Raw genomic sequence first — 19,989 nt, 5'->3', positions numbered from 1 at the left:
GGTCGCGCCGCACGCGAACCGGTGGTATGGGAACGGCGCGGTCGGTCCGGGGAGGGCGAACCATGCGCAGGTCATGGGCGGTGGCGTCGGGGTTGCTGGGCTTGGCCCTGTTGGCTGGTGTGGCCTGGACGCAGACGGCGCCCACCCCCACGCCGCAGGCGCCGGCCGGGCCGCCGGTTCCGGCCACCGTCGCCCTCACTCCGGATCGGGCGGAAGCGGCCGCCCTGGCGCAGGCGCGACGGAATCCGCTGGCCGTCCGTTTGCGGGACGTGCTGAGCAAGAGCCCGGCACGCGCCGCCCTGCCCGCGATCCAGGCCTCCGAGACGCCTGTGCTGGGACCGCCCGATCCCGCGCTGCTGGCCACCGCCCGCTTCATCCCCGGCGACGGACAGTACACCCTGGTGGTTCGCGACGGCGACACGGTGATCGAGATATTCGGCACGACGCGGGCGTTACGGAGCCCTACCGGCGCCCCCCTGGCCGCGCCCTTGGCCCCTCCCCCGCGTCAGGCGCTGACGCGGGGGCCTTCGGCGCTGGAAGCCGCTTCCACCCAGGCCCGGCAGTCCGGCCTCAGCCAGGTCCGGACCGAGCGGACGGAGTACGGCGTCGACGTCAGCTTCAGCCGGTTCGGCGCCGCCTACAACGTGACCTTCATCTGTGAGGGGCCCGGGGGGTCCGTGGGCTGCACCGAGGCCGACGCCGTGGCCTTCGCCGCGTCCCTGATCGTCCTGGGAGGCGGGCAATGAGGGCCCTGTTCGTCCTCGGCGGCTTCCTGCTGCTGACGGCCTGCGCGCCGGGCGGATGCAGCGGAACCGAAGTCGGAACCCCGCCCGACGTCGGCGAGGTGGTCCCGCCGCCGGGTGAGCCGACACCCCCTCCCGAACCCGAACCGCCGGCCCCAACGCCGATCAGCTGGCCGCACGAGGCCGGCGGCGCCCTGCACCCCGGCTCGGGCTCCGGCGCGACCGATCCCACCCTATGGGCGCCGGGCATGCGGTTCCCGATGGAGTCCGCGCCCGCCTATGCCAACTCCCAGGTCTACGGCTATGGCGGGTTCATGGCGCCGGGACCGGGTGGCCAGTGCGACGCGCGCAACTATGCCTATCCGTGGCGCGACAATTTCTGCGAGACGCGGTCCTGGACCAACGGCATGTGCCCGGCCGGCAAGGGCCACCAGGGCCAGGACATCCGCCCCGCCACCTGCGTCAAGAAGGTGCACTGGGTCGTCGCAGCCGAGAGCGGCGTGGTGACCTCGATCGGCAGCTATTCGGTCTTCATCCGCGGCGACAGCGGGCGGCTTTACCGATACCTGCACATGGACCGCGCGCACGTCCTGACCATCCTGGCAGAGGATCAGCGGGTCACGCGCGGGCAGCGGATCGGGCGGGTGTCCGACGACTTCGGCGGCTCGGCGACGACCATCCACCTGCATTTCGAGATCAAGGCGCCGGTGGTGTCTGGCGCCGACCTGGGCGTCATCTTCGTGCCGACCTACTCCAGCCTGACGGACAGCTACGGCCGCCTGCTGAACGCCCCGACGACGCCGGAGGCCTAGAAGCTGCGCCCGTCCACGCGGGTCGCGGTCCAGCTGAAGGGTTCGACGTCGGTCAGGGTGCGGACGTTGACGGCGACCATCTCCGATCCGTCGGGCGTCGTGCCGCGGGCGAAGGTCTGAACCCCGCAGGTTTCACAGAAGCGATGGCGGATGCTGTGGTTGTGGAACAGGTATTCGGTCTGGGGGCCGTCGGCGGTCAGGCGGAAGGCGTGGGGCTGAACGAACCCCAGGACGAAGCCCTTCCGACAGCAGTGCGAGCAGTTGCACTCGATCAGCCCGTCCAGGCTCATGTCGACCTCATAGGCCACCGCGCCGCAGTGGCAGGAGCCCTTGTGTGCCTCAGTCACCGTTCCATCCCTTTCCGCCTGCGTTCGCGTCGGCCGGATCGCAGTGCCAAGACCAACCCCACCACCGTCACCACCAAGGCCGCCGGCAGAGCGATGAACGCAAAGAACAGCTCCGGGTAGCTCTCGTCCGGTCGACCCTCCAGAATCCAGACCGTCGGAGTGAAGCCGAGGAAGGCGCACAGGCCCGCTAGGCCAAGGCCGACCCAGAACAGCCACCTCCTGAGAGGCATCATGCGTCCTCCAGCAAGGTGACCCCCGGCGCGGTCTTCAGCGCGCCGCGGACGGCGGCGTCGAGGCGGTAGCGGCCGGGCAGGCGGATCTCGACCTCGCGGCGGCCTTCCAGGGCGGCGACCAGCCAGACCTCCCCGCCCCGGTCGTCGGCGCGGGCGCGATCCAGACGGGCCTTCAACGCCTCGGCGTCGGCGGCGCGCGAGGAGACGTGGACGCGCAGGCCCGCCGCCGCGTCGTCGATGACGCGGTCCAGCGGCGAGACGTCGTCGCCGAAATAGCGCACCTCTCCGTCCGCGGCCTTGGCGCGGACCTTGACCAGCACGGTCGCCCCCGTCTCCAGCCGGTCGCGGCAGCGGCGCAGCTGTTCGGGCGGGAACAGGCATTCGAACTCGCCCGTCGGGTCGGAGAAGGTGACGAAGGCGAACTTCTCGCCCGTGCGGGCGCTGGCCCGCTCCTGACGGCGGCGCACGACGCCGGCCATCTGGAAGGCCTCGTGCCCGCTCTCGGCCAGGGCCTGGACCTCGGCGGCGAAGGTGACGCGGCGGCGCTTCAGGGCCGAGGCCATGTCTTCCAGCGGATGGCCCGACAAATAGAAGCCGACGGCGGCCAGCTCCTGATCCAGAGCGTCGGGCCCGCTCCACGGCTCGACCGCCTTCAGGCGCGGGCGCGCGGCGTGGGCCTGGTCGGCGCCGAACAGGCTGACCTGACTGCTGGCGCGCTCGGCGGCGACCGACTGGCAATAGGCGATCAGCACGTCGGCCTGCTCCACCAGCTGGCGGCGGTTCGGATGGATGCCGTCGAAGGCGCCGGCGCGGGCCAGGTTCTCCAGCGCCCGCTTGTTCACCGCGCGCGGATCGACGCGCTCCAGGAAGTCGAAGACGTCGGCGAAGCGCCCGCCGGTCTCGCGCACCTCGACCACGTGGCGCATGGCCTCCAGACCGACGTTGCGCACGGCGCCCAGCGCATAGAGGACGGCCCCCTCCCCGTCCGTCCACGCCACGTCGAAATCGGCGGACGAGCGGTTCACGTCCGGGCGCTCCACCTTCACGCCGAAGCGGCGGGCGTCCTGATAGAAGACGGCCAGCTTGTCGGTGTTCGACAGGTCCAGGCTCATGGACGCGGCCATGAACTCGACCGGGTGGTTGGCCTTCAGCCAGCCGGTCTGGAAGCTGATCAGGGCATAGGCGGCGGCGTGCGACTTGTTGAAGCCGTAGCCGGCGAACTTGGCCACCAGGTCGAAGATGCCGCCGGACTGGACCTCCGGCACGCCCTTTTCGGAGGCGCCCGCGACGAAGCGCGCCCGCTGGACGTCCATCTCCTCCTTCTTCTTCTTGCCCATGGCGCGACGCAGCAGGTCGGCCTCGCCCAGGCTGTAGCCCGCCAGGATCTGGGCGATCTTCATCACCTGCTCCTGGTAGATGATGACGCCGTAGGTCTCCTTCAGCACCTCCGCCAGGGACGGATGCAGAGTGTCCACCTCCTGTCGGCCGAACTTGCGGTCGATGTAGGTGTCGATCATCTCCATCGGTCCCGGTCGATAGAGGGAGATGAGCGCCGTGATCTCCTCGATGGAGCCGCAGCGCATCTTGCGCAGGGTGTCGCGCATGCCCTGGGATTCCAGCTGGAACACGCCGACCGTCTGGCCCGAAGCCATCAGCTCATAGGTGGCGGGATCCTCCAGCGGCAGGGCGTTCCAGTCTGGCGCGGCCCCGCGCCGCTCCAGGAACTGGCGCGCGCGGTCCAGCACCGTCAGGGTCTTCAGGCCCAGGAAGTCGAACTTCACCAGACCCGCCGGCTCGACCCACTTCATGTTGAACTGGGTGGCCGGGATGTCCGACCGCGGATCCTTGTACAGCGGCACCAGCTGGGTCAGCGGCCGGTCGCCGATGACGATGCCCGCCGCGTGGGTCGAGGCGTTGCGGTACAGGCCCTCCAGTTCCAGCGACACGGACAGCAGGTTGGCCACGGCTGGTTCGGCGTCGCGCGCCTCCTTCAGGCGCGGCTCGATCTCGATCGCCTGTTCCAGCGTGGTCGGATTGGCCGGGTTGTTCGGCACCATCTTGCAGAGGCGATCGACCTGCCCCAGCGGCATCTGCAGCACGCGGCCGACGTCGCGCAGGACGGCGCGGGCCTGAAGCGTGCCGAAGGTGATGATCTGGGCCACCCGGTCGTCGCCGTAATGCTGCTGCACATAGGCGATGACCTCCTCGCGCCGTTCCTGACAGAAGTCGATGTCGAAGTCGGGCATGGAGACCCGCTCGGGGTTCAGGAACCGCTCGAACAGCAGGCCGAACCGCAAGGGATCCAGGTCGGTGATGGTCAGGGCCCAGGCCACCAGAGAGCCGGCGCCCGAGCCCCGTCCGGGGCCCACGGGGATGCCGTGCGCCTTGGCCCATTTGATGAAGTCGGCCACGATCAGGAAGTAGCCGGGGAAGCCCATCTGGGTGATGATCCCGACTTCCCACTCCAGGCGGTTCCAGTAGTCCTCCTCCGGCGCGGCGGGGACGACTTGCTTCAGCCGCGCCTTCAGCCCCTCGCGGGCCTGGTGCATCAGCTCGTCGGGCTCAGACCGGCCGTCGCCGGCCTCGAAACGTGGCAGGATGGGGGCGCGGGTCTTGACCAGAAAGGCGCAGCGCCGGGCGATCTCCAGCGTGGAGTCGCAGGCCTCGGGCAGGTCGGCGAACAGCTGGCGCATGGCCGCGGGCGGCTTGAACCAGTGCTGGTCGGTGATGCGGCGGCGGTCGTCCTGACCGACGAAGGCGCCGTCGGCGATGCACAGCAGGGCGTCGTGGCTGCGCGCCTGGGTGGCCTTGGCGTAATGGACGTCGTTGGTGGCGACCAAGGGAACGTCGTTCGCATAGGCCCAGGCGACCAGACCGGCCTCGGCCTGCGCCTCCTCCGGCCGGCCGTGGCGCTGAAGCTCGACGTAGAAGCGGTCGCCGAAGACGCGCGACATCTCGGCCAGCGCGGCATGGGCGTCGCCTTCGCGCCCCTGAACGAAGAGGGGATCGACCGGCCCGTCGGGACCGCCGGACAGCAGGATCAGCCCGGCGTTGCGCTCCACCACGCGCGCCCATGGCACGCAGGGTTCGACCGCGTCGTCGGCGTTCAGATAGGCGGCCGACGACAGGTCGCACAGGTTCAGCCAGCCGGCCTCGTCCTGGGCGATCAGCACCACGGTGGCGCAGCGGGCCCAGCGGGCGTTCACCTGGCCGCCGATGCCCGTGACCGGCAGGGCGCAGGCGATCAGGGGCTGGACGCCGGCGTCGCGGGCGGCCTGGCTGAACTCCAGCGCGCCGAACAGATTGGCCCGGTCGGCCACGCCCACGGCGGGCATGCCCGCCTCGGCCGCCATCTTCGGGATCTTGCCGGCCTTCAGCGCGCCTTCCAGCAGCGAATAGGCCGACCGCACCCGCAGGTGCACGAACCCCGAACCCGTCGCCGCCTCGCTCACGCCGCCCCCCGCTTCATGACCCGATCAGACCGCGAGTCGGGGCCGGATGTGGACTCCGTGCACTCCGTGCACTCCACCAGAAAAAAGGGTGCACCGAGTCCACGGAGTGCACATCGCACCGCCTGGATCAGGCAGCGAAACGCCCCGCGTCAGGCGTGCGCGATCAACGCCGCCTGCCAAACCATCCAGACGAAACCGCCACACGACGCCAGCGCCATCGCCTCCCGCATCCACCGAGCCATAGGATCGTCCCCAGAAATGATGTTCTGGTAATGTTCTATGTTCTGGTTTGGTTCACGTCAAGAGGTAATCGGTCTCAGTAAGCTTGGCTCTCCGCCGGCCGCTCTTCCAGGTGCCCGTCCTTAAGCGCGAAAACCCGGTCCATGTGGCCGGCCAGTTCCATGTTGTGGGTGGCGATCAGGGCGGCGACGCCGGTGGCCTTCACGCGGGAGCGCAGGTCGTCGAAGACGGCCTGGCTGGTGGTGGGGTCCAGGTTGCCGGTCGGTTCGTCGGCCAGCAGGAGGCGGGGCGCGTTGCCCAGAGCGCGGGCGATGGCGACGCGCTGCTGCTCGCCGCCCGACATCTGGGCCGGCTGGTGCGTCAGGCGCTCGCCGAGGCCCAGCGAGGTCAGGGTCTCCTCGGCGCGGCGGCGGGCCTCGGCCTCTCCCACCCCGGCGATGCGCATGGGCAGGGCGACGTTGTCGCGCGCGTCGAACTCCGGCAACAGATGGTGGAACTGATAGACGAAGCCGATCTTGAACAGGCGCAGCCTGGTCCGCGCGCGTTCGTCCAGCCCGCCGACGTCCTCGCCGTCGATGGCGATGGAGCCCTCGGTGGGCTTCTCCAGCAGGCCGGCGGCGTGCAGCAGGGACGACTTGCCGGAACCGGAGGGCCCGATCAGGCCCACGACCTCGCCTGGTCGCACGTCCAGATCGACGCCCCTGAGCACCGTCAGGCCGCCGGAGCCGGTGACGTAGGTGCGCGTCAGATTGCGGACCGAAAGGACGGGCTCACTCATAGCGCAGCGCCTCCACCGGATCGAGGCGGCTGGCCCGCCACGACGGCAGGAAGGCCGCCAGGCACGAGGCGCCGACCGCCAGAACCGCGACCCAGAAGACGTCGCCCATGTCGACGAGCGCCGGCACGGCGTCCAGCATGTAGACCTCGGCGTTGAACAGCTGCACCCCCAGCAGGCCTTCCAGAAAGTGCTGGATCGCCGCGATGTTCAGGCAGAACAGCAGGCCCAGGGTGATGCCGGCCGCGGTGCCCGCCACGCCGATGGTGGCCCCGGCGATGAAGAAGACGCGCAGCATGGACGAGGGGCTGGCCCCCACGGTCCGCAGCACCGCGATGTCGCGGGTCTTGTTCTTCACCAGCATGACGATGCCGGAGATGATGTTCAGCGTGGCGATCACCACCAGCATGCCCAGGATGATGCTCATGGCCACGCGCTCGACCTGGAGCGCGCCCCAGAAGGCCGCCAGGCTCTGGCGCCAGTCGGTGACCAGGGTGCCCGGGCCCGCGGCTTCGCGCACGGCGGGCAGGATCCGCTCGACGCGATCCGGCTCCTGGACCTTCAGCTCGACGACGTCCCACAGGCCCTCCTTGCCGAAGAACAGCTGGGCCTGCTCCAGGGGCATGAAGACGTAGGCGCGGTCGAAATCCGCCGCGCCGGAGGAGAAGACGCCGCCGACGACGTAGGTCTTCTCCTGACCGCCCAGATTGCCGAAGGCGCTGTCGGCGCCCGTCGGGGAATAAAGGGTGATGGGCGAGCCGACGCCGACGCCCAGTTGCTGGGCCAGCGACTTGCCGATCAGCACGCTGTCGCCGCCCCACGCTCCTTGCCCGAAGGTGGCCTTGGCCCGGTCGTCCAGGCTGGCGAAGACGAACCGCATGGAATCGAGATCTTCCGTGCGGATGCCGCGCACCAGACCGCCGGTGATCTGGCCCCCGGCGCGGAACATGGCCGGGCTCTCGATCAGGGGGGTCACGCTGACCACCTGCGGCAGAGCGTCCAGCGAGGCCAGCCGCTGTTCGCGGTCGTCGGCGTTGAGCACTTGGCCGTGGACATAGAGATGGCCGTTGAAGCTGAGCATGCGACTGAGCAGCTCAGACCGGAAGCCGGCCATGATGCTCATCACCGAGATCAGCACGGTGACGGCCAGCATGATGCCGATGAAGCTGATCCAGGCGATCAGGGCGACCCCGCCCTCCTTCCGCCTGGCGCGGAGGTAGCGCATCGCCAGACCGATCTCCCAGGCGGAAAACGCGCCCGCGCCCTTCATGCGGTCAGCCTTTCGATCACCTCGGCCAGCGGCACGGAGACCTTCTCGCCGGTGGCGCGGCGCTTCAGCTCGACGACGCCGTCGGCCAGGCCTTTGGGTCCGATCGTCAGCTGCCAGGGCACGCCGATCAGGTCGGCAGTGGCGAACTTGCCGCCCGGACGCTCGTCCGTGTCGTCGTAGAGGACGTCCTTGCCCGCCGTCTCCAGCTTCGCCACGGCCTCCTCGCAGGCGAGGCACACGGCCTCGTCGTTGGCGCGCAGGTTGATCACGACGACGTCGAACGGCGCGACCGCGTCCGGCCAGATGATCCCGCCCTCGTCGTGGCCGGCCTCGATGATGGCGCCCAGCAGGCGCGACACGCCGACGCCGTAGCTGCCCATGTGGACCTCGGCGTCCTGGCCGTCGGGCCCGGCGACGCGGGCCTTCATCGGCGCGGAATATTTGGTGCCGAAGTAGAAGATGTGGCCAACCTCGATGCCGCGTGCGGTCAGACGGTCGGCCTCGGCCGTCTGCGCCTCGAAGGCGGCGGCGTCGTGCATCTCTTCCGTGGCGGCGTACAGCGAGGTGCGGCCGTCGACGATGCCCTGCAGATCGTCCCAGTCCACGTCGGCGCCGGGGGCCGGCATCTCGACCAGCTTCTTGTCGCAGAACACCTGGCTCTCGCCGGTGTCGGCCAGCACGATGAACTCGTGGCTCAGGTCGCCGCCGATCGGTCCGGTGTCGGCGCGCATCGGCACGGCCTTCAGCCCCATGCGGGCGAAGGTGTTCAGATAGGCCACGAACATGCGGTTGTAGGCGCGGCGGGCGGAGGCCTCGTCCACGTCGAAGGAATAGGCGTCCTTCATCAGGAACTCACGCCCGCGCATGACGCCGAAGCGCGGCCGGCGCTCGTCTCTGAACTTCCACTGGATGTGGAAGAGGTTCAACGGCAGCGCCTTGTAGCTCTTCACATAGGCCCGGAAGATGTCCGTGATCATCTCCTCGTTGGTGGGGCCGTACAGCAGCTCGCGCTCGTGCCTGTCGGTGATGCGCAGCATCTCGGGCCCATAGGCGTCGTAGCGCCCGCTCTCGCGCCACAGGTCGGCCAGCTGCAGCGTCGGCATCAGCAGCTCGACGGCGCCGGCCCGCACCTGCTCCTCGCGCACGATCTGCTCGATCTTCTTCAGCACCCGCAAGCCCAGCGGCAGCCAGGCGTAGATGCCGGCGGCCTCCTGCTTGATCAGGCCGGCGCGGAGCATCAGCTGGTGGGAGACGATCTGGGCGTCCGAAGGCGCCTCTTTCAGCGTGGGCAGGAAATAGCGCGAAAGGCGCATGGTCTGGAAATCCGGGCAGGCGGGAGTGGGCCGCCAGCTTTAGCCGGGACGACGGGGCGAAAGCTAGGCGGTCGTCACCCGACGTTCGGCAGCGGCAGCCAGCCCGTTCCGATCAGGACCATGACGAAGGCCCAGACGATCACGGAGACCCAGGTCGTGGTGATGAATTTCTTCTTCAGATTGGGGTTCGCCGGGGCGCCCCACTGGCCGCCGTCGGTCGGCCGCTCCTGATCGCTCTGGTTCATGCCCAGCGGCAGGACGGCGAACAGCACAGTCCACCAGCAGGTGATGTAGATCGCCGTCATGGTGATCGGGCCGATGGGAAAGTCCATCAGTGCGGCTCCTTCGGCGTTTCCATAAGTTCGACCAGCACCCCGCCCATGTCTTTCGGGTGCAGGAACAGGATCGGCGTGCCGTGCGCGCCGATGCGCGGCTCGCCCGTGCCCAGAATGGTCGCGCCCTTCGCCCTCAGGGCGTCGCGCGCCGCCAGGATGTCCTCGACCTCGAAACAGACGTGGTGCTGGCCGCCCCTGGGGTTCTTGGCCAGGAAGCCGTGGATGGGGCTGTCGTCGCCCAAGGGCTCGATCAACTCGATCTGACTGTTGGGCAGGTCGACGAAGCAGACCCGCACCCCCTGCGCCGGCAGGTCGAACGGCGCATGCGCCTTGGTCGCGCCCAGCAGGTCGCGGTACAGGGCCACCGAGGCCTCGATGGACGGGGTGGCGACCCCGACGTGGTTCAGGCGTCCGATCATGCAGTCCTCTTACAGGTCACCTCTCCGTTCGCGAAGGCGGACGGGGAGGACAGCGCGCCGCAGTCGCGCAGGAGGGGGCGACTCGGTGCTGAGCGGCCATGACGGAGCCGCCCCCTCCTGGTCGCTGGCGCGACCTGTCCTCCCCATCGCCTAGCGGCGATGGAGAGGTGACGGTCACAGCCTCAGCACGATCGTCTCGACGATCGGGCGGCGGTCCCAGACATGCTGACTGGCTTTCTTCAGCGTACGCGCGACGGCCTGTTCGACGACCATTTCGTCCTCCAGCGCCTCACCCTTCAGCTTGCGGACGGTCTCTTCGACGCGTTCGGCCATGTCGTCCAGGATGTCGCCCAGCGGGCGGTCCGCGTCGCCGGGCAGGCCCAGGCCGCGCACGTCGATGTCGCTGACGATCTTGCCGCGCTTGTCCAGGGCGAAGCTGACGATCAGGACGCCGTTGTTGGAGGCGTGCTTCCGCTCGCGCAGGGCCTCGCCCGCCTCCTCGACCAGCATGCCGCCGTCGACGAACAGGCGCGCGGACGGCACCTCGTCGATGATGACCGCCGGGCCGGGGGCCAGGCGCACCATGTCGCCGTCGCGCGGCGTGATCGCCTGCGGCACCTGCATGTCCTTGGCCAGCAGCGCGTGTTCGGCGATGTGGCGGCGCATGCCGTGGGTCGGCACGGCGATCTGCGGCCGCACCCACTGGTACATCAGCTTCAGCTCGTCCCGGCACGGGTGGCCGGACACGTGGATGCCGGGGTGGTCCTTGTCGGTGTAGATGCGCACCCCGCGCTCCGACAGGCGATCCTGCAGGCGGCCGATCGGCACCTCGTTGCCCGGGATGATCCGCGACGAGAAGATGCAGTGGTCGCCCGGCCCCAGCTTGATGAAGGGGTGGCTGCAGTCAGCCACCCGCGACAGGGCGGCGCGCGGCTCGCCCTGGCTGCCGGTGCATAGGTACAGGATCTCGTCGGCGGGCCAGATGCGCGCCTCCTGTTCCGTCAGGAACGGCTTGACGTCGGCCAGCATGCCGACGGACTTCGCCGCCGCGGTGATGCGGTGCATCGACCGGCCGGCCAGGGCGACGCGACGGCCCGCCTGCTCGGCCGCGTGGATCACGCTGTCCATGCGCGCGACGTTGGAGGCGAAGCAGCCGACGGCCACCCTGCCCTTCAGCTCGGAGATCAGTGCAGCGAGAGCGGTGCGGACCTCCCCCTCCGACCCCGCCACGCCGTCCTGGAAGACGTTGGTGGAGTCGCAGACCATGGCCAGCACGCCGTCGTCGCCCAGCCGCTTGAGGCCTTCGACGTCGGTGTTCGACCCCAGCACCGGATCGTCGTCCAGCTTCCAGTCGCCGGTGTGGAAGATGGTGCCCAGCGGCGTCTTGATGGCCAGACCGCTGGGCTCGGCGATCGAGTGGGTCATGGTGACCATCTCGATGTGGAACGGGCCCAGGTCGACAGAGCCGCCGACGTCGACCAGATGGATCGGCGCGTCGTCGATGCCGGCGTCGCGCAGCTTCTCGCGCACCAGATAGGCGGTGAACGGCGTGGCGTAGATCGGCGCCTGCAGCCGCGGCCAAAGCCACGGCAGGCCGCCGATGTGATCCTCGTGCGCGTGGGTGACCACGATGCCCAGGATGGTCTCGCCCTCCAGCGCGGTCGGGTCGGGCACGATGATGTCCACGCCGGGCGTGGTCAGGTCGCCGAAGGTCACGCCGACGTCGACGATGATCCATTTGCGGTCGTGCGCCGGGCCGAAACCGTACGCGTTGAAGTTCATGCCGATCTCATTCGACCCGCCCAGCGGCAGGAAGACGAGCTCGTTCGATTTGTCAGTCATTCAAACTCTCAGGAGCCGCAAGGCGGCAATGAAGTCAGCCGAGGTCGTCCTCGGCGTCGTCGCCAGCTTCAAGACCGGCGAAAAAATGGTCGTAGCCAAAGCGTGCCGCCACGATCAGCACGATGGCCGGCGCGTACCAATCGAAGCCCGCCACCGCCAACCAGCCGACGCCGATCGCGGCAAGCACGAATCCGAGGCAGACGATCGCTTGGGCCAGCAGACGAACGTCGGGACCGGCACGATCCTGATGCAGCGGGGCGATGGTCACTTCTCGTCCTTTCTGCGCTTGGACCGACTGGCCGGCTTCTTCTCGGAACTTTGTGAGGCGACCATGAGGCCGACCCCCGCCGTGAAGAAGTGGGGAGCCGTGGCGAAAGCGAAAGGGTTCAGCGCGGCGTCCAGAACGCCGAGACCGACGAGCCCCAGCCCGCTGACGAAGTTCAGGGTCCGCGTGGACGGCATTCTCATGCGGTCAAGCTATCACTCACCGCGCCGTGTTGCGACGGTGGATTTCGAGGAGGCCGCGGATGGTCAGGTCGGGATCGAAATGATCGATCGCCGTGGTCGCGCCCTCGAACAGGCTCGCCACGCCGCCGGTGCCGATGACGGTCATGGGCTTGCCCCACTCCGCCTTGATGCGCGCCACCAGCCCCTCGATCAGGGCGACGTAGCCCCAGAAGACGCCGGACTGCATGTTCGACACCGTGTCCTTGCCGATCACCTTGTCCGGCCGCTGGATGGCGATGCGCGGCAGCATGGCCGCCGCCTCGTGCAGGGCCTGAAGGCTGAGGTTGATGCCCGGCGCGATGATGCCGCCCTCGAAAGCCCCGTCGGCGGCGACGACGTCGAAGGTGGTGGCCGTGCCGCTGTCGATGACGATCAGGTCGCCGGGATACTTCAGATGAGCGCCCACGGCGTTGACCAGACGGTCCGCACCCGCCTCGGTCGGCTTCAGGATGCGCGCCTGGATGCCCAGGTCCACGCCGGGATCGCCGATCACCAGCGGCTCGGCGTTCAGATAGCGGCGCGACAGGTTGCGCAGGTTGAAGATCGACTGCGGCACGACCGACGAGATGATGCAGGACGACAGCGCCTTCAGGGCCAGGCCGCGCATCGACAGCAGCTGCGCCAGCCAGACCGCGTATTCGTCGGCCGTGCGCGTGCTTTCGGTCGCCGTGCGCCACTGGGCGATCCAGCCCGCGCCGTCGTGCACGGCGAACAGGGTGTTGGTGTTGCCTTGCTCGATCGCCAGCAGCATCAGGCGCCCTCTCCGAAGAACACGTCGCCGGCAGATATCAGCCTCAGCGTCCCGTCCGCCAGCCGCAGCCGCAGCGATCCGTCGTCGGCCAGACCCTCGGCCACGCCCTCGACCGTTTCATGACCGAGCCGCGCGACGGCCGGGCCGCCCATCCCCTGCGCCCGCGTAGCCCAGGCGTCTCGTATCGGGGCGAAGCCATAGCGCTCCCACCGTTCCCACCAGGCGTCGAAGGCCTGGGCCAGCACGTCCAGCGCGGCCTCCGGCGAGGGGGCATAGGCCAGATCGGACCTAAGCGCCTGCGCCACCGCAGTCGCCGGACGTTCCACGTCCTCGGGCGCATGCCCAAGGTTCACGCCGATGCCGACCGCCAGCCACAGGCCGCCCCCAGGATGCGCGCCCGACTCCAGCAGGATGCCGCACGCCTTCTTCCCGTCGATCATGACGTCGTTGGGCCATTTGATGCGGACCCGTTCCGGCTCCAGGAAGGCGGCGATCAGCGCGTGCGCGGCCAGCGCCGCGATGAAGGTCACCTGCGCGGCCTCGGCCGGCGGACGGCGAGTCACGGCCAGCAGGGTGGCGGCCAGATTGCCCGTCTCACTGGACCAGGCGCGACCGCGTCGCCCCCTGCCCGCGGTCTGGCGGCGCGCGGTGATCCATACCGGCGCCAGCCGGCCGGCCTCGGCCAGCCGTCGGGCCTCGGCATTGGTGGAGTCGACCTCGTCGAGACGCAGGATCTCGACCTGCGGCTGGGTCATCCCGCGCCGTAGCCCCCGGCCGCGATCCGGGTCAGGGGCTCAAGCCAGGTCAAGCCGACGATCACCAGCGGGAAGGCGAAGGCCGCGCTGGCCAGCGCGATCGTCTTGGCCTCGACCGGCGCGGCGTCCGTGGCCTCCACGCCTTCCGGCGCCGGATCGAACCACATCAGCTTGATGATGCGCAGATAGTAGAAGGCGGCCACGACCGAGGCGACCAGACCGGCCGCGGCGACCTGCCAGTAGCCCGCGTCGGCGGCCGCGCCGAACACGTACCACTTGCCCCAGAAGCCCGAGAACGGCGGCATGCCCAGAACCGACAGCGACAGCACCGTCAGAGCGATGGTCGTCACCGGCTTGTCCTTCTTCAGCCCCGCCAGATCGGCGATCCGCCGGATCGGCCGGCCGCCGCGCGACAGGCTCAGCAGGATGGCGAAGAAGCCGAACTGGTCGATGACGTACAGCGTCATGAACATCAGCATGGCCTGCACGCCCGCCTCGGTGCCCGCCGTGATGCCCAGCAGGGCGTAGCCGATGTTGGCGATCGAGGAATAGGCCAGCAGGCGCTGCAGATCCTTCTGCGCCAACCCGCCGAAAGCGCCGACGGCGAACGAGATCAGCGAGATCAGCACCAGCACCTGGGCCCACTGGTCGTGGATGCCGCCGAAGCCCTGGTCCAGGGCGCGGGCGATCAGGACCATGGCCGCCAGCTTGGGCGCCGTGGCGAAAAGGGCCACGACCGGGGTCGGCGCGCCCTCGTAGACGTCCGGCGTCCACATGTGGAACGGCGCGGCGGAGACCTTGAAGGCCAGACCGCAGATCAGGAACACCAGGCCGAAGATCAGGCCCGGGCCAGGGTCCGACAGGGCGAACAAGGCGATGTCCTCGAACCGCATCGAGCCGGTGAAGCCGTAGACAAGGCTGGCTCCGTACAGCAGCAGGCCCGACGACAGGGCGCCCAGCACGAAATACTTCAGCCCCGCCTCCGACGCCTTCAGGTCGTCGCGGTGGAAGGCGGCCAGCACGTACAGCGCCAGCGAGTGCAGCTCGATGCCGACGTAGAGGCTGATCAGGTCGCCCGACGAGGCCATCATGGCCATGCCGACCGAGGCCAGCACGATCAGGATCGGCAGCTCGAACCGGGCGATGCGCTGGCGATGCATCCAGCCGTCGGCCAGCACGACGGCGACCGCCGAGCACAGGAAGATGGCGACCTTGGCGAACACGGCCAGCCGGTCCGACACGAAGGCGCCGTCGAACGCGGCGCCCAGCGGCGAGGTCGCCGCCACCGCCGAGGCGGCGACCAGCAGGCCGACCGACAGGATCGAGATCAGCCGCGCCGACTTCTCGCCGAGGAAGGCGCCCAGCATCAGCAGCACCATGGCGCCGATCGCCAGGGTCAGTTCGGAAGCCGCGATCTGAAGCGCGCCGTTGAGGTCCATCATCTCAGTCTCAGCCCCCGATCGCGGCGCGATAGGCGCTGGTCACGCCTTCGACCGACGCGGCGGTCACGTCCAGAACGAGGCCGGGCTGCACGCCCAGCCACAGGGTGCCGACGATCAGCGGCACGAACAGGATCAGCTCGCGCCGGTCGATGTCGGTGATCACCTTCAGGGCGGGATTGGTGATCTCGCCGAACATGACGTTGCGGTACAGCGTCAGGGCATAGACCGCCGAGAAGATCACGCCCGAGGCCGCGACCAGCGCCGCCCAGGTCGAGACCTCATAGACCGCCGTCATGGTCAGGATCTCGCCGATGAAGCCCGAGGTGCCCGGCAGGCCCACGTTGGCCATGGTGAACATCAGGAAGATCGCCGCGAACCACGGCATCCGCGACGTCAGCCCGCCGTAGAAGGCGATCTCCCGCGTGTGCATGCGGTCGTAGACCACGCCCACGCACAGGAAAAGCGCGCCCGAGATCAGGCCGTGGCTCAGCATCTGGAACACCGCGCCCTGCACGCCCTGCGCGTTGCCGGCGAAGATGCCCATGGTGACGAAGCCCATGTGTGCGACCGAGGAATAGGCGATCAGCTTCTTGATGTCGGTCTGCCGGAAGGCGACCAGCGAGGTGTAGACGACGGCGATCACCGACAGGGCGAAGACCATCGGCGCGAACGCTTCCGACGCCTGCGGGAACATCGGCAGGTTGAACAGGATGAAGCCGTAGCCGCCCAGCTTCAGCAGAATCCCGGCCAGGATCACCGACCCCGCCGTCGGCGCCTGCACGTGGGCGTCGGGCAACCAGGTGTGCACCGGCCACATCGGCATCTTCACCGCAAACGAGGCGAAGAAGGCCAGCCACAGCAGGGTCTGCGCCTGCGCCCCGAAGGCGTATTCCTTCAACGCCGGAATGCTGGTGGTGCCGGCCTCGAACGCCATCCACAGCATGGCCAGCAGCATCAGCACTGACCCCAGCAGGGTGTAGAGGAAGAACTTGTACGCCGCGTAGATGCGGTTCTGCCCGCCCCACACCCCAATGATGATGAACATCGGCACCAGGGTGCCTTCGAAGAACATGTAGAACAGGAACAGGTCCAGCGCCGTGAAGACGCCGATCACCAGCGTCTCCAGCACCAGGAAGGCGATCATGTAGTCGACGACGCGGTCCTTGATCGTGGTCCAGCTGGCCAGGATGCAGATCGGCATCAGGAAGGCGGTCAGCAGGACGAACAGGATCGAGACCCCGTCCACGCCCAGATGGTACTGGGCCGCGCGGAACCACTCATAGCGTTCCACGAACTGATAGCCGACCTGCGACGGGTCGAAGATCGCCGTCAGCCAGGCGGCAACGCCGAGCGTGGCGAGCGTCGTGCCCAGCGCGATCCAGCGCGCGGCGGCCGCGGCGCCCTCCCCCTTGGCGACGAAGCGCGCGAGCAGGATCAGGGCGGCGCCGACCAGCGGCAGGAAGGTGACGAGGCTGAGGATGTAGTCGGTCACGGCCATGGGCTCAGGCTCCGAAGGTCGCGATGACGAAGGCCAGCAGGCCCGCCACGCCCAGGAGCATCACGAAGGCGTAGTGGTAGACGTAGCCGGACTGGATCTTGGCCAGCCGCGCCGCGGACTTGAGCGACGCCCAGGCCGCGCCGTTGGGGCCCAGACCATCGATGATCCGGACGTCCCCGACCTTCCAGAACAGGTCGCCCAGCGCCTTGGCGCCGCGGACGAATACGGCGTCGTACAGCTCGTCGAAGAACCACTTGTTGTAGAGGAAGGTCCACAGCGGCCCCTTCGCCTGGGCCATCCGCTTCGCCAGCCCCTCGCGCAAGACGTAGTAGTAGAGGGCGAACGCGGCGCCGATCAGGGTGACGACCAGCGGCGCCCACTTCACCCACTTGGGCACTTCGTGGCTGTCGTGCAGCACGTGGTTCGACGCGGCCGAGAAGATGGCCCCGCGCCAGAACTCGCCCTCGTGATGGCCGATGAAGTGGGGCGCGAAGACATAGCCGGCGGCGACCGCGCCGACCGACAGCAGGATCAGCGGGACCAGCATGACCCACGGGCTCTCGTGCGGGTGCAGCGGGCCGTGATGGTGATGATCGTCGTGGGCATGGTCGTCGTGCGCGTCCGGCAGCGGCTCGGAGTGGGTCTCCAGCTGGGCGTCGGTCGCGTGGTCGTCATGACCGTGGGCGTGGGCGTGCGCGGCGTGCGCCTCTTCCGTCCACTGCGGCTTGTTGTGGAAGGTCATGAAGATCAGACGCCACGAGTAGTAGCTGGTCAGGGCGGCGGCCAGCAGGCCGACGATGAAGGCGAAATAGCCCGCCGCCGAATGTCCTGTCGTGGCCGCGGCGTAGGCGCTCTCGATGATCGAGTCCTTGGAGTAGAAGCCGGCGAAGCCGCCGATCTCCGGGATGCCCAGGCCCGTGATGGCGATGGTGCCGATCATCATGACCGCATAGGTGACGGGCAGCAGCTTCCACAGGCCGCCCATCTTCCGCATGTCCTGCTGGTGGTGCATGCCGTGGATCACGGAGCCCGCGCCGAGGAACAGCAGCGCCTTGAAGAAGGCGTGGGTGAACAGGTGGAACATGGCGGATTCGTAGACGCCCACGCCCGCCGCGAAGAACATGTAGCCCAGCTGCGAACAGGTCGAATAGGCGATGACCCGCTTGATGTCGTTCTGCATCAGGCCGACCGTCGCGGCGAACAGGGCCGTCACCGCGCCGGTGATGGCGATCAGCAGCGACGCCGTCGGCGCGTATTCGTAAATGGGCGACAGCAGGCAGACCATGTAGACGCCGGCGGTGACCATGGTCGCCGCGTGGATCAGGGCCGACACCGGCGTCGGACCTTCCATCGCGTCGGGCAGCCAGGTGTGCAGGAAGAACTGGGCCGACTTGCCCATGGCGCCGACGAACAGCAGGGCGCCCGCCAGATCCAGCGCCGACCAGGTGTGGCCCAGGAATTCCCAGCCCGTGCCCGCGCGATCGGCGATCATGGGGAACAGCTCGGCGAACTGGATCGTGCCGAACATCCAGAAGACGGTGATGATGCCCAGGGCGAAGCCGAAGTCGCCGACGCGGTTGACGACGAAGGCCTTGATGGCGGCGGCGGACGCCGTGGGCTTTTTGTACCAGAATCCGATCAGCAGATAGGACGCCAAGCCCACGCCTTCCCAGCCGAAGAACAGCTGCATGAAGTCGGCGGCCGTCACCAAGGCCAGCATGGCGAAGGTGAACAGCGACAGATAGGCGAAGAAGCGCGGCCGGCTGTCGTCCTCGGCCATGTAGCCCCAGGAATACAGGTGGACCAGCGACGAGACGCTGGTGACGACGATCAGCATCACCGCCGACAGGGCGTCGATGCGGATGGCCCAGTTCGACTGGAAGTCGCCCACGTTGATGAAGGGCGCGATCTGGACCGTGAAGGCCTCCATGTGCCCCCAGGTGTGCTGGATGAAGACCGTCCAGGCCACGAAGCACGAAAAGAACAGCAGGCCCGTGGTGACGGCCTGCGACGCGACGTTTCCGATGCGGCGGCCGAACAGGCCCGCGATCATGGCGCCCAGAAGCGGCGCGAAGACCCCCAGGGTGACGAGAAGCTGGATGTCCACGATCAGCCCTTCATCACCGAGGCGTCGTCCACGGCGATGTCGCCGCGGTTACGGAAAAAGGTCACCAGGATGGCCAGACCGACCGCGGCCTCGGCCGCCGCGACGGTCAGCACGAACATCGCCATGATCTGACCGGACACCTCGTTGAGGTGGGTCGAAAAGGCGACGAAGTTGATGTTCACCGCCAGCAGGATCAGCTCGATCGACATCAGGATGATGATGACGTTCTTGCGGTTCACGAAGATGCCGAACACCCCGATCGTGAACAACATGGCGGCGACCGCCAGATAGTGCTCCAGGGTCACGACCATCAGCGCAGATCCTCAGGGTTCAGGCCGGCGCCGGTCTCGATGGACTTCAGCTCCATGGCCGTCTTGGCGTCGCGCCCGACCTGACGGCCGACGTCCTGGCGCTTGATGCCCGGCTTGTGCCGCAGCGTCAGGGTGATGGCGCCGATCATGGCGATCAGCAGCACGATCCCGGCCGCCTGAAAGAAGTAGACGTAGTCCGTGTACAGCACCCGGCCGATCGCCTCGATGTTGGTGCGGTCGGCCGTCGCCACCGCCGGGCCCACGGCGTCCGCCGCCGCGCCGCCGCCAGCCACCGTCACGGTGATCACGATCATCTCGGCCAGCAAGACGGCCGCCACTATGGCCGCCAGCGGGAAGTATTTGGCGAAGCCCTCGCGCAACTTCACGAAGTCGACGTCCAGCATCATGACGACGAACAGGAACAGCACCGCCACGGCGCCGACGTAGACGACCACCAGCAGCATCGCCAGGAACTCCGCGCCCAGCAGCACGAACAGTCCGGCGGCCGAGAAGAAGCTGAGGATCAGCCACAACACCGAATGCACCGGGTTGCGCGCGGTCACGACCAGCAGGGCCGAAACCACCGTCACTGCGGCCAGCAGATAGAAGGCCAGACCCTGCAAAGGCATCTTGCGATCGACTCCTCGCGCCTTGCCGTCGTCGGGGCCGACGGAGTCGCAGGTAGGTTTACGAAGGAGCTCCGCGGATTCGCGCAGGCCCGGAAAGCGCCGGACTACTAGCCGCCGCCGTCGCCTTTGCAAAGACCGAATGCGACCTCTCCGGGCCGTCGTTCCGCCCCTTGCCGCACCCCTGTGCAGGGCCCAGATTCGGCGTCTC

General features: G+C 68.5%; 19 protein-coding genes. 2 read left to right on the top strand and 17 right to left on the bottom strand.

The annotated features are described in order from the left end of the window. The first annotated feature begins 62 nt into the window (after window positions 1-62). Window positions 63-746 (top strand): hypothetical protein, encoded by a 684-nt coding sequence (locus VGN45_RS05750; RefSeq protein ID WP_327460266.1) that lies wholly within the window; start codon window positions 63-65, stop codon window positions 744-746. Beyond that, a complete protein-coding gene (locus VGN45_RS05745) occupies window positions 743-1,555 on the top strand; it encodes a M23 family metallopeptidase (protein WP_327460264.1) in 813 nt (270 codons plus the stop codon). Before VGN45_RS05750 ends, VGN45_RS05745 begins: the two co-directional genes overlap by 4 nt. Here the strand turns inward: VGN45_RS05745 and VGN45_RS05740 are convergent. From VGN45_RS05740 to VGN45_RS05660, 17 genes are all read right to left on the bottom strand, one after another. Next, window positions 1,552-1,902 carry a GFA family protein gene (locus VGN45_RS05740; RefSeq protein WP_349256089.1) on the bottom strand — a complete coding sequence of 117 codons (351 nt, stop codon included), beginning with the start codon at window positions 1,900-1,902 and terminating at the stop codon, window positions 1,552-1,554. The genes VGN45_RS05745 and VGN45_RS05740 overlap by 4 nt on opposite strands. A 229-nt stretch (window positions 1,903-2,131) precedes the next feature. Beyond that, the gene (dnaE, locus tag VGN45_RS05735) at window positions 2,132-5,587 is read right to left on the bottom strand and encodes a DNA polymerase III subunit alpha (protein WP_327460261.1); all 3,456 of its coding nucleotides are present in this window, start codon (window positions 5,585-5,587) and stop codon (window positions 2,132-2,134) included. A gap of 316 nt (window positions 5,588-5,903) precedes the next feature. Then, window positions 5,904-6,605: an ABC transporter ATP-binding protein gene (locus VGN45_RS05730; RefSeq protein WP_327460259.1), complete on the bottom strand. Its 702-nt coding sequence runs from the start codon at window positions 6,603-6,605 to the stop codon at window positions 5,904-5,906. After that, window positions 6,598-7,872 carry a lipoprotein-releasing ABC transporter permease subunit gene (locus VGN45_RS05725; RefSeq protein ID WP_327460257.1) on the bottom strand — a complete coding sequence of 425 codons (1,275 nt, stop codon included), beginning with the start codon at window positions 7,870-7,872 and terminating at the stop codon, window positions 6,598-6,600. Before VGN45_RS05725 ends, VGN45_RS05730 begins: the two co-directional genes overlap by 8 nt. Beyond that, entirely contained in the window at window positions 7,869-9,185 is a 1,317-nt protein-coding gene (gene proS / locus VGN45_RS05720; protein ID WP_327460255.1) for a proline--tRNA ligase, read from the bottom strand. The genes VGN45_RS05725 and proS overlap by 4 nt, the downstream gene beginning before the upstream one ends. Before the next feature lie 74 nt (window positions 9,186-9,259). After that, window positions 9,260-9,517 carry a DUF1467 family protein gene (locus tag VGN45_RS05715; protein ID WP_327460253.1) on the bottom strand — a complete coding sequence of 86 codons (258 nt, stop codon included), beginning with the start codon at window positions 9,515-9,517 and terminating at the stop codon, window positions 9,260-9,262. Further along, window positions 9,517-9,939: a methylmalonyl-CoA epimerase gene (gene mce, locus VGN45_RS05710; RefSeq protein ID WP_327460251.1), complete on the bottom strand. Its 423-nt coding sequence runs from the start codon at window positions 9,937-9,939 to the stop codon at window positions 9,517-9,519. The genes VGN45_RS05715 and mce overlap by 1 nt, the downstream gene beginning before the upstream one ends. Window positions 9,940-10,113: 174 nt before the next feature. Then, window positions 10,114-11,781, bottom strand: coding sequence for a ribonuclease J (locus tag VGN45_RS05705; protein WP_327460248.1), 1,668 nt, complete (start codon window positions 11,779-11,781; stop codon window positions 10,114-10,116). 34 nt (window positions 11,782-11,815) lie between these two features. Then, window positions 11,816-12,049, bottom strand: a complete 234-nt coding sequence (locus VGN45_RS05700; protein ID WP_327460246.1) for a hypothetical protein — start codon at window positions 12,047-12,049, stop codon at window positions 11,816-11,818. After that, window positions 12,046-12,249, bottom strand: a complete 204-nt coding sequence (locus tag VGN45_RS05695; RefSeq protein ID WP_327460244.1) for a hypothetical protein — start codon at window positions 12,247-12,249, stop codon at window positions 12,046-12,048. The genes VGN45_RS05700 and VGN45_RS05695 overlap by 4 nt, the downstream gene beginning before the upstream one ends. A gap of 16 nt (window positions 12,250-12,265) precedes the next feature. Further along, window positions 12,266-13,042 (bottom strand): type III pantothenate kinase, encoded by a 777-nt coding sequence (locus VGN45_RS05690; protein ID WP_327461217.1) that lies wholly within the window; start codon window positions 13,040-13,042, stop codon window positions 12,266-12,268. Beyond that, a complete protein-coding gene (locus tag VGN45_RS05685; protein WP_327460242.1) occupies window positions 13,039-13,794 on the bottom strand; it encodes a biotin--[acetyl-CoA-carboxylase] ligase in 756 nt (251 codons plus the stop codon). Before VGN45_RS05685 ends, VGN45_RS05690 begins: the two co-directional genes overlap by 4 nt. Continuing rightward, window positions 13,791-15,236 carry an NADH-quinone oxidoreductase subunit NuoN gene (nuoN, locus tag VGN45_RS05680; protein ID WP_327460239.1) on the bottom strand — a complete coding sequence of 482 codons (1,446 nt, stop codon included), beginning with the start codon at window positions 15,234-15,236 and terminating at the stop codon, window positions 13,791-13,793. Before nuoN ends, VGN45_RS05685 begins: the two co-directional genes overlap by 4 nt. A gap of 7 nt (window positions 15,237-15,243) precedes the next feature. Beyond that, window positions 15,244-16,734 (bottom strand): NADH-quinone oxidoreductase subunit M, encoded by a 1,491-nt coding sequence (locus VGN45_RS05675; RefSeq protein ID WP_327460237.1) that lies wholly within the window; start codon window positions 16,732-16,734, stop codon window positions 15,244-15,246. A gap of 4 nt (window positions 16,735-16,738) precedes the next feature. Next, window positions 16,739-18,835, bottom strand: coding sequence for an NADH-quinone oxidoreductase subunit L (gene nuoL, locus VGN45_RS05670; RefSeq protein WP_327461215.1), 2,097 nt, complete (start codon window positions 18,833-18,835; stop codon window positions 16,739-16,741). A gap of 8 nt (window positions 18,836-18,843) precedes the next feature. Continuing rightward, window positions 18,844-19,152 (bottom strand): NADH-quinone oxidoreductase subunit NuoK, encoded by a 309-nt coding sequence (gene nuoK, locus VGN45_RS05665; protein WP_327460235.1) that lies wholly within the window; start codon window positions 19,150-19,152, stop codon window positions 18,844-18,846. Next, on the bottom strand, window positions 19,152-19,781 hold the full coding sequence (locus VGN45_RS05660; protein WP_327460233.1) for an NADH-quinone oxidoreductase subunit J: 630 nt from the start codon (window positions 19,779-19,781) through the stop codon (window positions 19,152-19,154). The genes nuoK and VGN45_RS05660 overlap by 1 nt, the downstream gene beginning before the upstream one ends. Window positions 19,782-19,989 lie beyond the last annotated feature (208 nt).

The organism is Brevundimonas sp., from assembly GCF_035999125.1.
Taxonomy (GTDB): domain Bacteria; phylum Pseudomonadota; class Alphaproteobacteria; order Caulobacterales; family Caulobacteraceae; genus Brevundimonas.
The sequence above is the reverse complement of the archived record's forward strand: the minus strand, read 5'-3'. Positions and strand labels throughout refer to the sequence as shown.

Bases quoted from the DNA above. Each gene is read 5' to 3' on its own strand.
- VGN45_RS05750 (WP_327460266.1), top strand. From the start codon at position 63: ATGCGCAGGTCATGGGCGGTGGCGTCGGGGTTGCTGGGCTTGGCCCTG.
- VGN45_RS05745 (WP_327460264.1), top strand. From the start codon at position 743: ATGAGGGCCCTGTTCGTCCTCGGCGGCTTCCTGCTGCTGACGGCCTGC.
- VGN45_RS05730 (WP_327460259.1), bottom strand. From the start codon at position 6,605: ATGAGTGAGCCCGTCCTTTCGGTCCGCAATCTGACGCGCACCTACGTC.
- VGN45_RS05725 (WP_327460257.1), bottom strand. From the start codon at position 7,872: ATGAAGGGCGCGGGCGCGTTTTCCGCCTGGGAGATCGGTCTGGCGATG.
- proS (WP_327460255.1), bottom strand. From the start codon at position 9,185: ATGCGCCTTTCGCGCTATTTCCTGCCCACGCTGAAAGAGGCGCCTTCG.
- VGN45_RS05715 (WP_327460253.1), bottom strand. From the start codon at position 9,517: ATGGACTTTCCCATCGGCCCGATCACCATGACGGCGATCTACATCACC.
- mce (WP_327460251.1), bottom strand. From the start codon at position 9,939: ATGATCGGACGCCTGAACCACGTCGGGGTCGCCACCCCGTCCATCGAG.
- VGN45_RS05705 (WP_327460248.1), bottom strand. From the start codon at position 11,781: ATGACTGACAAATCGAACGAGCTCGTCTTCCTGCCGCTGGGCGGGTCG.
- VGN45_RS05695 (WP_327460244.1), bottom strand. From the start codon at position 12,249: ATGAGAATGCCGTCCACGCGGACCCTGAACTTCGTCAGCGGGCTGGGG.
- VGN45_RS05685 (WP_327460242.1), bottom strand. From the start codon at position 13,794: ATGACCCAGCCGCAGGTCGAGATCCTGCGTCTCGACGAGGTCGACTCC.
- nuoN (WP_327460239.1), bottom strand. From the start codon at position 15,236: ATGATGGACCTCAACGGCGCGCTTCAGATCGCGGCTTCCGAACTGACC.
- VGN45_RS05675 (WP_327460237.1), bottom strand. From the start codon at position 16,734: ATGGCCGTGACCGACTACATCCTCAGCCTCGTCACCTTCCTGCCGCTG.
- nuoK (WP_327460235.1), bottom strand. From the start codon at position 19,152: ATGGTCGTGACCCTGGAGCACTATCTGGCGGTCGCCGCCATGTTGTTC.
- VGN45_RS05660 (WP_327460233.1), bottom strand. From the start codon at position 19,781: ATGCCTTTGCAGGGTCTGGCCTTCTATCTGCTGGCCGCAGTGACGGTG.